The sequence below is a fragment of the Ignatzschineria larvae DSM 13226 genome (genome assembly GCF_038500265.1).
Lineage (GTDB): Bacteria > Pseudomonadota > Gammaproteobacteria > Cardiobacteriales > Wohlfahrtiimonadaceae > Ignatzschineria > Ignatzschineria larvae.
On record NZ_CP150637.1, the window covers coordinates 2,203,781 to 2,217,659 of the forward strand.

12 protein-coding genes are annotated in these 13,879 nt (G+C 40.8%); 1 reads left to right on the forward strand and 11 read right to left on the reverse strand.

Annotated elements, in window-relative coordinates; genetic code table 11:
• The first annotated feature begins 1 nt into the window (after position 1).
• Positions 2-1,432: a heme biosynthesis HemY N-terminal domain-containing protein gene (locus WMO13_RS09095; RefSeq protein WP_026878819.1), complete on the forward strand. Its 1,431-nt coding sequence runs from the start codon at positions 2-4 to the stop codon at positions 1,430-1,432.
• A 129-nt stretch (positions 1,433-1,561) separates the two neighbouring features.
• Here WMO13_RS09095 and WMO13_RS09100 read toward each other — a convergent pair whose 3' ends face one another.
• The 11 genes from WMO13_RS09100 to atpE form a co-directional block, all read right to left on the reverse strand.
• A complete protein-coding gene (locus WMO13_RS09100; protein ID WP_026878820.1) occupies positions 1,562-2,653 on the reverse strand; it encodes a biotin--[acetyl-CoA-carboxylase] ligase in 1,092 nt (363 codons plus the stop codon).
• A gap of 253 nt (positions 2,654-2,906) precedes the next feature.
• Positions 2,907-4,103 (reverse strand): aromatic amino acid transaminase, encoded by a 1,197-nt coding sequence (locus tag WMO13_RS09105; RefSeq protein WP_026878821.1) that lies wholly within the window; start codon positions 4,101-4,103, stop codon positions 2,907-2,909.
• Between the two features lie 14 nt (positions 4,104-4,117).
• Positions 4,118-5,881 (reverse strand): SLC13 family permease, encoded by a 1,764-nt coding sequence (locus tag WMO13_RS09110; protein ID WP_342386843.1) that lies wholly within the window; start codon positions 5,879-5,881, stop codon positions 4,118-4,120.
• Positions 5,882-5,946: 65 nt separating this feature from the next.
• Positions 5,947-8,010, reverse strand: a complete 2,064-nt coding sequence (gene ppk1 / locus WMO13_RS09115) for a polyphosphate kinase 1 (RefSeq protein WP_051396204.1) — start codon at positions 8,008-8,010, stop codon at positions 5,947-5,949.
• 67 nt (positions 8,011-8,077) lie between these two features.
• Positions 8,078-8,491: a F0F1 ATP synthase subunit epsilon gene (locus WMO13_RS09120; RefSeq protein WP_026878824.1), complete on the reverse strand. Its 414-nt coding sequence runs from the start codon at positions 8,489-8,491 to the stop codon at positions 8,078-8,080.
• A 12-nt stretch (positions 8,492-8,503) separates the two neighbouring features.
• The gene (atpD, locus tag WMO13_RS09125; protein ID WP_026878825.1) at positions 8,504-9,892 is read right to left on the reverse strand and encodes a F0F1 ATP synthase subunit beta; all 1,389 of its coding nucleotides are present in this window, start codon (positions 9,890-9,892) and stop codon (positions 8,504-8,506) included.
• Positions 9,893-9,936: 44 nt separating this feature from the next.
• Positions 9,937-10,836 (reverse strand): F0F1 ATP synthase subunit gamma, encoded by a 900-nt coding sequence (gene atpG, locus WMO13_RS09130; protein WP_026878826.1) that lies wholly within the window; start codon positions 10,834-10,836, stop codon positions 9,937-9,939.
• Between the two features lie 44 nt (positions 10,837-10,880).
• The gene (gene atpA / locus WMO13_RS09135) at positions 10,881-12,431 is read right to left on the reverse strand and encodes a F0F1 ATP synthase subunit alpha (protein WP_026878827.1); all 1,551 of its coding nucleotides are present in this window, start codon (positions 12,429-12,431) and stop codon (positions 10,881-10,883) included.
• A 31-nt stretch (positions 12,432-12,462) separates the two neighbouring features.
• A complete protein-coding gene (locus tag WMO13_RS09140) occupies positions 12,463-13,011 on the reverse strand; it encodes a F0F1 ATP synthase subunit delta (RefSeq protein ID WP_026878828.1) in 549 nt (182 codons plus the stop codon).
• Positions 13,012-13,068: 57 nt separating this feature from the next.
• Positions 13,069-13,539, reverse strand: coding sequence for a F0F1 ATP synthase subunit B (locus WMO13_RS09145; RefSeq protein ID WP_026878829.1), 471 nt, complete (start codon positions 13,537-13,539; stop codon positions 13,069-13,071).
• 76 nt (positions 13,540-13,615) lie between these two features.
• Entirely contained in the window at positions 13,616-13,849 is a 234-nt protein-coding gene (gene atpE, locus WMO13_RS09150; protein ID WP_026878830.1) for a F0F1 ATP synthase subunit C, read from the reverse strand.
• Positions 13,850-13,879: the final 30 nt, after the last annotated feature.

Sequence of the window (13,879 nt, forward strand, 5' to 3'; positions counted from 1 at the left end):
CATGGGACGATTATTGAAAACCCTAGGCTGGATTATACTGATTCCAATCCTCGCCATTTTACTCTTTTACACCGTGAAAGATGATACGGGACAAGTACTCATTACCGGTACTTTTCCAATCATTGGCCCAAAGACAATCCATACCACAATCGTAGGGGGATTGCTTCTTGCCGCCATTGCAGTATTGATTATCTACGTCATTATTCGAGTGGTGATTACGATTATTAAAACACCACACCATTTACGTCGTTTTTCACTTAATCGAAAAGCACGAACAGCAGACAAAAAGTTTGCTCAAGCGGAAATCGCGTTACTCGAGAATAAACCCGATGTTGCAGAAGATCTCTTCTTGACGGCAGCAAAAGGGAGTAAAAGTCCAAACCTCTGCTATGTAGGTGCAGCACGAGCAGCCCAATTATTAGGCAAAGAAGATCGCCGGGATCGTTATTTACGAGAAATCGATCTTTCTGGATCTAAACATGATCGTGAAATTGCAGAAATTAAACGTGCGGAGATTCTTATCGAGGCAGATGAGAGTGATAAAGCTGAAAAGCTTCTCAAAGATCTACTCTCACGCCATAAAAGCTTCCCTGCTGTGCTCATGCTGGGTGTTACACTGCAACGTCAGGGCAAAAATGAGGAGTTATTCCGTTTACTTCCAGATCTACAGCGAGCAATTCCTCGTTTAACACCTTCAGAAGATGTTACGCAATTGACGCAAGATATCTACAAAGCACTCTTTGATTATGCAAGTACGATTAGTCATGATTCCGATCAACTTAAAATTGTTTGGAATCGTCTCCCCAAAGGTTTACAGCATGACCCTGATCTTTTAATCCATTATGCCAATCGTCTGCTTGATGTAGGGGATACCAAACAAGCAGAAGGATTATTGCGTAAAGAGATTAACCGCACACAAAATGATCGCTTAATCTTAGCTTATGCCCATCTCTATCGTGGGGATCAGCCTAAATTACTCAAACATGCGAAACGTTTCCATGAAACACAACCTGACAGCGCTATTACACAATATACATTAGCGAATATGCTCTTTAGAAGCCAGCAATTTGAAGAAGCTAAGACTCACCTCTTAAAAACGATTGAGCTTGATTCCCAATTTGCAAAAGCCTATCAGCTACTCGGGGAAGTATTGCTCGCTGAAGGGGACAAGGAAGGGGCATTAAAGGTCTTCCAGCAAGGGATTACAATCATGCTCAATGAACGACCTAAAGATGTAAAAGTCGTAGATGGTGAGCTACTGATTGAATCCACTGATAAACTTGGTCATGCAAAAGCAGGGATCGAAGTCGTAGAGGGTGAAATTGTTGATGACATGCAAGATGCCACAACAATGGATGCTGATCCTGAATCAGAGACAACAACTGATACGGCAGAAGAAACCAACAATCCCGATCCTCGTCGCTCGCTATAAATCGACAAGGTCATCATAAAAATTAAATCCTAAGATTTCCTGAGAATCTTAGGATTTTTTATATCTTCAGCAGATTAAGCAAGTTCACTCCGGCAACTCCTTTCATACATCTTATTGACCTTCTTGACCTTATTGTCCTCGTAAAGAGAATTCACTCGAAGTAATTCTTTGAAGCCCCTCTTCTGTTTGCACCAGCAGTGCTCCATCTCGATTAATCCCAATTTCTCTCCCTTTACTGTACAACTCATTCCCGCGCCAGATCGCTACATCTTGACCATAAAAACAGCTCTTATCAGGCCAAATTTGGGTAATATCCACAGGATTTCTATCAGGATTAACAACATCTTGCCACAGGCGATAAAGCGCCGTTGTTAATGCGGCCACTAAAATATTGCGATCAATGGGTTCCCCCACAATCTCCTCACAACAAGCAGGATTATTACTTAACTCATTTTGAGCAGCTTGCACTGCTTGAGTAAGAGGTTGATCATTATTAACACCAATACCAATCACGACGACAATCCCTTGAACTGTAATCTTTGTTTCCACTAAAATACCGGCGAGCTTCCGATTTTGATACCAAATATCATTAGGCCATTTAAGCTTAATATCTGTCAGCCCCATATTACGCAGCGTATCTAATAGAATAATGCCCACCCGCACACTCAGACTCGGTAAAAGAGCCATCGCAGTTAAGGGGAATTCTACTCTCAAGGAAAAATAGAGATTGACCGCCAATGGAGAAATCCACTGTTTCTCTCTTCGCCCCCTGCCACTTTGTTGCATCTCTGCAACAGCAATCGCAATTGGGGCAATCTTTTCAGCAGCATCGATATTCAGCATCAATAGATCCGCATTTGTAGATTCCGTTATAAAGTTGTTCAAAATATAACACTGCTGGTTAATAATCTGAGGTAGGTAACTACGAATTTCAGCTTCATCAAGCGGCTGATATCGTTTAAGTGTCGTTATTGTTGGATTCAGATCATCACTATCGCCAGGATTAAATTCAAAAAGTTCACTTTGCTTGGCTAACCATTGACTACTTGCTATCGCCTGTTCGAGTGATAAGGAGATTTGATGGAATATTAATAATGCCGGTAATACATAGGATTCTCGCTCTGAAAGATAAGGAAAAAGCAGGCTAGCCCCTTCAATAATACGAGTATTGATAGCGTGATTCTTTTCTACTTCCTGTATTAAATTCTTTTGCTCACCCATCGTTGCTACCCTTTTCTCTAACTATACCCCATAAAAAAGAGCGCTCAACTGAGCACTCTTCTACGATTTTGAATGACTATTCAACATTGATCAGCCATCAATAAGCAACTTCTCATTTTAGCTAAAGAAAATCACGCTAAATAGTAAAAGCCAACCTACAAAACAGAGACCACCAATAATAAAGAGTGGTAATCTATATAAAAATACACTTTCTGACATGACTTCCCCTTCTTGTTCAGGAAATAAATACTAATTATAGTACATTAACAACAGCATCTGCCGCAAGTTCAATATTTTGATCATTGAGCGCTGCGATACAGATTCGACCAGAACCAACTGTATAGATAGCGTAATCCTTTTTCATTTTCTCTACTTGATCTGCATTAAGACCTGAGTAAGAAAACATTCCAGCTTGTTGATTAATAAACTCAAAATCAATTTTATCTTGTTTGCTATTTAAAAGCTTCACAAATTTAGCACGCATATCCTTAATGCGATCACGCATCTCAGCCAGCTCTTGCTCCCAAGATGCTCTTAATGTGGGATCTGCTAAGACATAGTGAACGATTTGCGCCCCGTATGATGGAGGTGAAGAGTAGATCGCACGCACCATTGTTTTAAGTTGCGATGTAATTCGCTCTTGCTCTTTTGCATCAGAAGTAATAACGGTTAATGCGCCAATACGCTCGCTATAGAGAGAGAATGATTTAGAGAAAGAAGTGGCAATAAAGACCGGGATATTCTGCTCTGCAAAGATATGAATTGATTCAGCATCTTCACGAATACCTTTTGAAAATCCTTGATAAGCCATATCCAAAAATGGGATCAAATCGCGCTCTTTAAAGAGCTTCGCAACTTTCTGCCACTGTTCTGTCGTTAAATCAGCCCCTGTTGGGTTATGACAACAAGCATGCAAAATGACGATACTATTGGCCGGCAATGTTTCCATAAATTGATAGAATTTATCAAAAGCAACGCCTTTAGTTTCAGGGTCGAAGTAAGGATAACGCGCCACTTTAAATCCTGCACCCTCAAAAATCGCAATATGGTTATTCCAAGTAGGATCAGAGACATAAACGGTACTATTTGGCACAATTGTATGAAGAAAATCAGCGCCGACTTTAAGTGCACCGGTTCCGCCTAATGATTGTACCGTTGCAAGACGTTTCTCTTGATAGAGTGCATGATCTTCGGTAAAAAGCAGTTTTTGCACACAATCAACATAACTCCCCAAACCACTCATCGGTAGATAAACTTTAGGTGTAGGATGCTCATAAAGATATTTTTCAGCCGCTTTTACCGCATTTAAAATCGGCACTTGGCCATTGGCATCTGAATAGATCCCAATACTTAAATTGACTTTTGGATCTCTAGGATCTTTTTTGTAAGCCTCTACAACCCCTAGAATTGCATCATCAGGTGCTAATGGTACTTCATTAAATAGTTTCATCTTTTCCTCTCTTGTTATAACGGCCAAACGAAGATCACCGTTGGTACTACTGTAATAATGAGTAGTAAATCAAGCAATAATCCCATTCGCCAATAATCCCCAAATTGATAGCCTCCCGGCCCCATCACTAATGTATTTGAATGGTGGCCAATCGGTGTATTAAATGCACACGAACAAGCAATCGCAATAATCATTAGATAAGGGTCAATATTATGCCCCATCATATTCGCAATCCCTACCGCAATCGGTGCCATAATCACCGCTGTTGCCGAGCTATTAATTACATCTGTTATCAACATCGTAATCAACATGACAATAGCTAATACTACCACACCGGGAAGCCCCTCTAAAAGCGGGATAATCAATGCGACAATAATATTGGTTGCACCCGTTGCTTCTAGCGCCGCGCCTACGGTGATAAAACAACCTAAGAGCACAACAAGCGGCCCATCAATACTCTGATAAACTTCTCTTAATGTAATGATTTTAAAGATAATCATCAAGAAAATTGCCAAGGGAAATGCAATATGGGGTGGGAGAATTTGCAAGGCGACTGCTAAGATTGCTAACAAAAAGATAATGACCGTTGGCCACATTTTTGAAGAGGGCTTTAGGCGAATATTACGTTCAGCAAGTGGCAAGCATCCTAGATAGCTCATCATCTCCGGAAGCTCTTTTTTATAACCTTGTATCAGCAGAATATCCCCAGCTTTCAAGGTCACTCGGGAAAATCGTTGTCGAATTTTCTCCCCTTGCCGGGAAATACCGAGAATATTGATATTGTATTTCTCTTTTAAGTAGAGCTCTGAAATCGTGCCATTGGTAATACGTGCACCGGGGTTAACAATCACTTCTAGTACTTCAATTGAATCGGGCGTATGTTCTTTTGACGCTTTAGAAAACTCAATATCCACACCCGTTAATAATTCTAACTGTTTGAGATCTTCCGGCTGACCTTCGATCAAAAGCACATCTTTCTCCCGCAGAATCTCCTCTTTACTCGGCGATAAAATACGCCTTGCACCTCGAAGGAGCGTCACCACATTAACATGATCCTCCGTCACCTTCTCTAGTTCTCGAATCGTTTTACCGATAAATTTATTATTCGGAACAATTCGTGCTTCTAAAAGATAGTCATCCGTTTCAAACAGCCGACTACTATTCTCCGTTCCGCGTACAGGAATCAGACGCCAACCAATAAAGGAGATATAGATAAGACCAACGATCACCACCACAATCCCGGTAGGTAAAAAGTCAAACATCGAAAAAGCACCAGCAACAGGATCTGCAGTCTCTCGATATTGCGCAATAATCATATTAGGAGGCGTTCCGATTAAAGTGGCAGTTCCACCCAATAAAGAAGCAAAGGCCATCGGCATCAGAAGCTTAGAGGTTGGTATTTTATAACGTTGTGAAACCTGTAACGCCACAGGCATAATCAGTGCAAGTGCCCCGACATCATTCATAAATGCCGAGAAAAATGCCACAAGTCCTGTGAGCGTTAAGACTAATAGTGCCGGCCGATCTGAAAAACGACTCAAGTGTTGTGATAAATGGTAAGTTACCCCAGTATTGCCTAATGCATAGCTTAGTACTAATACAGAGGCAACCGTAATCACAGCTCGGTGACTAAATCCTGAAAATGCATTATTAATCGGAACGACGCCGACTAATACCATCACTAATAATGCGCCTAGCGCGACAACATCGTAGCGCCATTTACCAATCATAAAGGCAATAAAGCTACAGAGTAGAATCAATAGTGCGTAGAGTTGCACATTAGAGATTCCCTGAATCAAAGGGCCTGAAAATAGGGTCAGCATAAGTTATATCATTGATGCAATTATTGACGAGAAATTAAGAGTTTTTCTTGAGCAGAAAGCATTCCTGCCTTCTCTTCATCTGTAAATGATTGCTGATGATATACGCCTGTCTCTCCATCTAGATGCCAGGCAGTATAATCCTCAAAATAGTACTGCAATCCTTCTCGTATAATATGCGCCTTAATTGATTCGTTGTAAATAGGTGTTGCAATCTCGATCCGTCTGAAAAAGTTGCGGTGCATCCAGTCAGCACTCGAAATATAGAGCAGCTCTTCACCACTATGATAAAAGTAGAATACTCGTGAGTGCTCTAAAAATCGCCCAACCACAGAAAAGACTCGTATATTTTCTGAAAATCCAGGTAATCCTGGGCGCAATGAGCAAGCCCCTCGAACTAGAAGATCAATTTTCACCCCAGCATTAGAAGCTTCATAGAGCTTTTCAATAATACTTTTCTCTAATAATGCATTCATCCGTGCTTTAATATAGGCAGGCCGGCCCGCTTGTGCTTCTGCAATCTCATACTCAATATGTTCAATGATATTATCATAAAGAGTAAAAGGTGCTTGCCATAGTTTATTTAGATGAGAAGGACGCCCTAAACTCCCTAAATTGACAAAAATATCGGTTACATCTTGCGCTATCTCTCGATCACAAGTCATCACTGCAAAATCAGTATAGACTCTTGCTGTACCGGTATGATAATTCCCTGTGCTCACATGGGTATAATATTCAAGATGATCAGGATTGTTCTCCGTTGGTTCATGCCGTACGATCAATAACATTTTCGCATGGGTTTTATAACCAAAAATCCCATATACTACTTTCGCACCCGCCTCCTCTAATACCGAAGCCCAAGCAAGATTTGTCTCTTCATCAAAACGAGCCATGAGTTCACAAACAACATTCACCTCTTTACCATTTTTAGCTGCGGTAATAAGATGTTGCATTAATTGCGATTCTGTTCCTGTACGATAGATCGTCATTCGAATCATCTGCACCTGAGGATCTTTTGCTGCCGCTTCTAATAATTTTACAGTGGGGGCAAAACTATCGAAAGGATGATGGAATAGTTGCGTCTTTTGTCGAATCACAGCAAATAGATCATGTCCATCACTCCATTTATCTGCAAACTTTGGTTGAAACTCTGGATAAAATAGCTCACTTTTTCCCTTTAAAAAATCCCGTAACTCTCTAAAGCGAGTCAAATCAATAAAATGGGCAATCGGATAGACCTCATAATCTTCAAGCTCAAACTCTTTCATTAGAAACTGAATCAGTTTTTTGGGCATATGTTTGCTAATCTCTAAGCGCACCGCATGCCCAAAATTACGTTGATGAAGCTCCCCTTTCAACGCCTGGTGTAAATTGGTTAATTCCTCTTTATCAATAAAAAGATGACTATTTCTCGTCACTCGAAATTGGTAAGCTGCTTTTACAGTAAAGCCATTAAAGATCGTTTTGAGTTTATCGCGGATCACTTCACAGATAGAGGTGAAACGAACAACTCCATTGCAACTAGCTAATAATACTAAAGAAGGAAGGTTTTTAGGTAACGAGAGCATCGCGGTATCGACCTCTCGCCCATAGACATCTTTCCCTTTTAATTCAATAATATAATTTAAAGATTTGTTATAGATATGTGGAAAAGGATGGGCAACATCCAATGCAATGGGTGTCAATAAGGGGTTAATAAATTCCTGAAAATAGAGATCTAATTGCGCACGATCGTCCACGGTCCAATCTTTGCGCTTAATAAACTTAACACTAGCCTCCTTCTCTAACTGCGGTAGAATATCGTGAGAAAAGACCTCATACTGTTCATGCACTAAAGCAGATACTCGCTCATAGATATCCATTTGCCAACCATGAGCGCTTTCACCATCAATATTGTCCTCTCCTGCGAAAATACGTTCTTTGATATTGGCAAAACGTACCTCAAAAAACTCATCTAAATTAGAGGAGACAATGGTAATAAAATTAAGCCGCTCTAATAGCGGTGTCATTTTATTTTCAGCCTGTTTTAAAACGCGTTCTTGAAAAGCTAAGATAGATTTTTCTCGATTAATTAACGGTAATTCCATCACATCTAATTCCCTTATCGACATAAAAAAGCCCGCTTATCAATGATAGCGGGCTCTCACTATTTAATTAAAAACTTTTCAATCTATTTACTGCATCAAGCTGCGATTGAGCAAGTGTCAGCTCTATTAGCGCCTTTTCAATATCAAGTGATTGCCCACCAGATTCGATCGCTTTACGAGCCTCTTCTTGTGCCTTTTGCACAGCAGCGGCATCTAAATCCTTTGCTCTCTCAGCACTATCTGCAAGAACAATAATCTCTTGCGGTTGGACTTCAAGTAAACCACCTGAGATCCAAAACACCTCTTCTTTATCATTCTCTAAGGTCAAGCGGACTTGACCTGCTTTAAGTTGTGCTAAAGTGGGTACGTGACCAGGATAAACACCTATCTCACCTGTAATTGCTGTCGCCGCAAAAAACGTCGCAACGCCTGAATAGAGCTCTTTTTCAGCACTTACAACAGTGACATTGATAGTTTTCATATGATCCCCTTATTACTTTTTATTCTCTTTCGCGTAACGATCAAGAACTTCATTAAAGTTACCGGTCATATAGAACATCTGCTCAGGAATATGATCCCCTTCGCCAGCAAGAATCGCTTTAAAGCTTGTAATCGTATCTTGCAATGAAACATATTTACCAGGTGCACCTGTAAAGACTTCGGCAACATGGAATGGTTGTGATAAGAAACGTTGAATCTTACGCGCACGAGATACAGTTAACTTATCATCTTCTGACAGCTCATCCATACCAAGAATCGCGATAATATCTTTGAGTTCTTGATAACGTTGGAGAATCATCTGAACACCACGTGCTGTATCATAATGTTCTTGACCAATCACTAATGGATCTAACTGACGTGAAGTTGAATCAAGCGGATCTACCGCAGGGTAGATACCTAATGATGCGATATCACGTGAAAGAACGATTGTTGCATCTAAGTGCGCAAACGTTGTTGCTGGTGATGGGTCAGTTAAGTCATCCGCAGGAACATAAACCGCTTGTACTGAGGTAATTGAACCCTTCTTAGTTGAGGTAATACGTTCTTGTAATACACCCATCTCTTCTGCAAGCGTTGGCTGATAACCTACGGCTGAAGGCATACGACCTAATAACGCCGATACCTCAGTACCTGCAAGCGTGTAACGATAAATATTATCGATAAAGAGAAGAACATCGCGACCTTCGTCACGGAAATACTCAGCCATAGTAAGGCCTGAGAGTGCTACACGAAGACGGTTCCCAGGTGGCTCATTCATCTGGCCATACACCATCGCAACTTTATCTAATACGTTAGAATCTTTCATCTCGTAGTAGAAGTCGTTCCCTTCACGAGTACGCTCACCTACACCCGCGAATACTGAAAGACCTTCATGTGCTTTAGCGATGTTGTTGATTAATTCCATCATGTTAACGGTTTTACCAACACCCGCACCACCGAAGAGACCAACTTTACCACCTTTTGCAAATGGGCAGAGAAGATCGATTACCTTAATACCTGTTTCTAATACTTCTGTAGAACCTGCTTGATCTTCATAACTTGGCGCTTTACGGTGAATCGCCCAATGCTCAGTTGCCTCAACTGGACCTGCGTAATCCACAGGACGACCTAAAACGTCCATAATACGACCTAATGTGCCTTTACCGACAGGTACAGAGATCGGACTCTTAGTATCTATAACCTCAAGTCCTCTTTGTAGGCCATCAGAACTACCCATTGCGATCGTTCTAACAATTCCATCACCGAGTTGTTGCTGTACTTCAAGTACAAGATCATCCTTTGATCCAACAACATTCAGTGCACTATATATACTTGGAACGGCATCACGTGGAAATTCCACGTCAACAACCGCACCAATTATCTGTACAATTTTTCCTGACATACTCTATCTAAACCTCATTTACCCAAATTTTTGTTAACGTCATATTAATTGATTGCGGCTGCACCACTAACAATCTCAGTAATCTCCTGAGTAATCGCTGCTTGACGAGCCTTGTTATACACTAACTGTAACTCATCAATCAGATCGCTTGCATTATCACTTGCTGCTTTCATTGCAATCATCCGAGCGGCCATTTCACAGGCAACATTCTCTACCACAGCTTGGTAAATTGCATACTCAACATAACGGTCTAACACGATACTCATCAATTCGGCAGGCGCAGAATCATACTCATAGTCCCACGCTAAGTTTGAATCGCCTGGCGTAACACTCTCAAATCCCAACTGTTCTTGCAGAGCACCGGGAATAACCGGTAGCACCTGAATCGTTGTTGGTTTCTGCGTCATGGTATTAACGAACTCATTTGCAAAGACATGAAGCTCATCAATTTTGCCGTCTTGGAAAAGATCTAACATAGTGGTTGTAACACCGATAAGATCTTTAGAAGCAGGATTGTCACCAAGATTATTTGCAGTTGCTACGAGATCCCCCCCGAAACGGGCAAAAAATGCATTTGCTTTATTTCCAATGGTTGCAACATCTACTTCAATATTGCTCTCTTGCCAAACCTTCATCTGAGTCGCGACAAGTTTAAATAAGTTATTATTCAACCCTCCCGCTAGACCACGATCAGAGCTCACAACAATAATGCCCACACGTTTGACTTCCCGTGGAATCAGATATTGATGTTTGAACTCTTCAGGTGTTGCCTCACCTAAATGCGCTGCAAGCTTGATAATTTGTTGCGCATAAGGGCGAGATTTATCACGACGAAGCTGAGTTGCACGCATTTTACTTGCTGCAACCATCTCCATCGCACTAGTAATCTTTTGCGTATTACTAATGCTTTTAATCTTGCCACGTATTTCTTTTCCAACAGCCATGAAATCCCTACCTAATTGCTATCTGTTACAATCTAGAAAGTTACTTATGCAACTTTCCAGGTTTCACCTTTTTTATATTGACTTACAACTTTGTCAAGTGATGCTAAGACTTCATCATTGTAAGCACCTTTGCTATTGAGGTCTTGTAAGAGTTCTTGCTCTGTCGCATTTGCTGAAGCGATAAGACCTTGTGCAAATGGGCGAACTTCTTCAATAGGTAGATCATCAACATATTTGTACTCAATTGCATAGAGAATTAGAGCCATCTCAGCAATGCTATATGGACGATATTGTGCTTGTTTCATAAGCTCAGTGACACGTTGACCACGCGCTAATTGCTTACGAGTGACTTCATCAAGATCAGAAGCGAATTGTGAGAACGCGGCTAATTCACGATATTGTGCAAGCGCAAGACGAACGCCACCACCTAATTTACTAATTAATTTAGTTTGGGCCGCTCCCCCTACACGAGATACTGAGATACCAGCATTCATCGCAGGACGGATACCTGAGTTAAAGAGATTCGACTCAAGGAAGATCTGACCATCTGTGATTGAAATAACGTTTGTTGGAACGAATGCAGATACGTCTCCACCTTGTGTTTCAATAATGGGTAATGCGGTTAATGAACCTGTTTTACCTTTTACTTCACCATTTGTGAATTTTTCAACGTAATCTGCATTAACACGTGCAGCACGCTCAAGAAGACGTGAATGGAGGTAAAATACATCCCCAGGATATGCTTCACGACCTGGAGGACGACGAAGAAGAAGGGAAATTTGACGATAGGCAACCGCTTGTTTTGATAGGTCATCATAGATGATTAACGCATCTTCACCACGATCACGGAAATATTCACCCATTGTACAGCCTGTGTAAGCTGAAAGGTATTGCATTGCTGCTGAATCAGAAGCACCTGCAGCTACCACAATCGTATGTTCCATCGCACCATGCTCTTCGAGCTTTGTTACGATATTCGCAATGGTTGAGTTCTTCTGACCAATAGCGACATAGATACATTTAATGCCACTACCTTTTTGGTTAATAATTGTATCGATTGCGATTGCGGTTTTACCTGTTTGACGGTCACCGATGATAAGCTCACGCTGACCACGGCCGACTGGAACCATTGAGTCAATTGCGATATAACCTGTTTGCATTGGTTGATCAACTGATTGACGATCAATAACGCCTGGTGCGATCTGCTCGATAGGCGCAGTTAACTTAGTACCAAGCTCACCTTTACCATCGATAGGATTCCCTAATCCGTCAACAACACGACCTAATAATTCAGGACCGACTGGTGTTTCCAGGATACGGCCAGTACATTTTACTTTATCGCCTTCTGTGATTTTTTCATAATCACCGAGAAGTACAACACCAACAGAATCTCTCTCAAGATTGAGCGCAAGGCCACGAACACCGTGTGGTAATTCAACCATTTCACCTTGCATCACAGCATTAATTCCGTGAACGCGCGCAATTCCATCAGTTAAACTAACAACGGTACCTTCCGTTCTTTCTTCCGGCTTGAGCTGAAATTCTTCAATCTTGGATTTAATGAGATCACTGATCTCAGATGGATTTAATTGCATCTTTTAAATCTTCCTCTTATATTCATTAAACTTAATTCATTGATCGGATCATGCCGTCTAAACGACCTAAAATTGAACCATCAATGACTAAATCATCTATTTTTAAAATAGCACCACCTAACAAGGAAGGCGAAATGGTTACTGTTAATTCGATCTCTTTATTAAAACGTTTTTGAAGAGCCTTAACAAACATCTCTCTCTGCCCATCCGTCAATGGATATGCACTTTGCAACTCCACCTCTTGGATATTTCGTTCTTCTAATAAACGCATTCTGTACTCGTCATAAACAGAAGGCAAAATCTCATAACGTTTATTGTCACAAATAGTAAGCAGGAAGTTCTCCTCCTCTTTTGTGAGATCACGATTTAAAATCTTAGCTGCTAATTCACCTAAGAATGCTGTTTTCTTTTCGGAACCTAGCTCAGGTAAGCTCATTACTTCACAAGTTGCCTCGTTACCCATTAAGGTTTTTAATGAGTAAAGAAATTCTCTCCAACGATCTTCGCTTTGAGAATCCTCTTTGGCAACCATAAACACGGCTTCTGCATAAGGTCTTGCTACTGTTGCTAAATCTGACATATTTACTTTACATCGTTTATTAGTTATCAAAATGCTCTTCGAGTGAAGAGCAGGCGACTATAGCTGATTGGCTAACTCTTCTAACATCTTAGCATGAGTTTTCTCATCAACTTCTTTTTCAATGATCTTACTCGCACCTAAGATACTTAAAGCAACAACCTGTTTTCTCAAACTTTCTTTCGCTTGATTCACTTCTGCTTCAATCTTCGCATGCGCCGCATCGATCTCTCTTTGCCCAACTTCTTTGCTATCTTCTTTTGACTTTGCAATCAAACTATCTGCTTGGCTTTGAGCTTTACCCACAAGACTTGCAGCTTCAAGATGAGCCTTTTTCATAAGCTCATTAATCTCTGCTTCTGTCGTTGCTTGAGCCGCGACACTCTCTTCTGCTGCAGCTAAACCTTCAGCAATTTTTGCACGTCGCTCTTCAATAGCTTTGATTAAAGGTGGCCAGATAAACTTCATAACCACCAAAACCAAAATGAAAAAGACGATAAACTGGGCAATCAAGGTTGCGTTAATATTCATTTTACTACCTATCCTTTATATGCCTGTATAACAAATGTCTTTACCACTTAAGCTTAAGTGTAATGTAATTGTGTAATTACGCACCTGCGAATACAGTCATACCAAAGAATACAGCAATACCAACACCGATTAAGAATGCCGCATCGATAAGACCAACAAGGATGAATACTTTTGGTAATAATGAATCCATGATTTCTGGTTGTCTTGCTGAAGCTTCAATGTATTTTGAACCTAACATAGAAATACCGATTGCCGCACCAATTGCACCAAGACCAACGATAATACCGCAAGCGATTGCAACTAAACCCATAATATAACTCCTTAATTTAAGAAAACACTA

Excerpts from the sequence above, each read along its gene's own strand:
- WMO13_RS09140 (WP_026878828.1), bottom strand. The coding sequence starts at position 13,011 with ATGTCAGATTTAGCAACAGTAGCAAGACCTTATGCAGAAGCCGTGTTT.
- atpE (WP_026878830.1), bottom strand. The coding sequence starts at position 13,849 with ATGGGTTTAGTTGCAATCGCTTGCGGTATTATCGTTGGTCTTGGTGCA.
- atpG (WP_026878826.1), bottom strand. The coding sequence starts at position 10,836 with ATGGCTGTTGGAAAAGAAATACGTGGCAAGATTAAAAGCATTAGTAAT.
- WMO13_RS09145 (WP_026878829.1), bottom strand. The coding sequence starts at position 13,539 with ATGAATATTAACGCAACCTTGATTGCCCAGTTTATCGTCTTTTTCATT.
- WMO13_RS09100 (WP_026878820.1), bottom strand. The coding sequence starts at position 2,653 with ATGGGTGAGCAAAAGAATTTAATACAGGAAGTAGAAAAGAATCACGCT.
- ppk1 (WP_051396204.1), bottom strand. The coding sequence starts at position 8,010 with ATGGAATTACCGTTAATTAATCGAGAAAAATCTATCTTAGCTTTTCAA.
- WMO13_RS09105 (WP_026878821.1), bottom strand. The coding sequence starts at position 4,103 with ATGAAACTATTTAATGAAGTACCATTAGCACCTGATGATGCAATTCTA.
- atpD (WP_026878825.1), bottom strand. The coding sequence starts at position 9,892 with ATGTCAGGAAAAATTGTACAGATAATTGGTGCGGTTGTTGACGTGGAA.
- atpA (WP_026878827.1), bottom strand. The coding sequence starts at position 12,431 with ATGCAATTAAATCCATCTGAGATCAGTGATCTCATTAAATCCAAGATT.
- WMO13_RS09095 (WP_026878819.1), top strand. The coding sequence starts at position 2 with ATGGGACGATTATTGAAAACCCTAGGCTGGATTATACTGATTCCAATC.
- WMO13_RS09120 (WP_026878824.1), bottom strand. The coding sequence starts at position 8,491 with ATGAAAACTATCAATGTCACTGTTGTAAGTGCTGAAAAAGAGCTCTAT.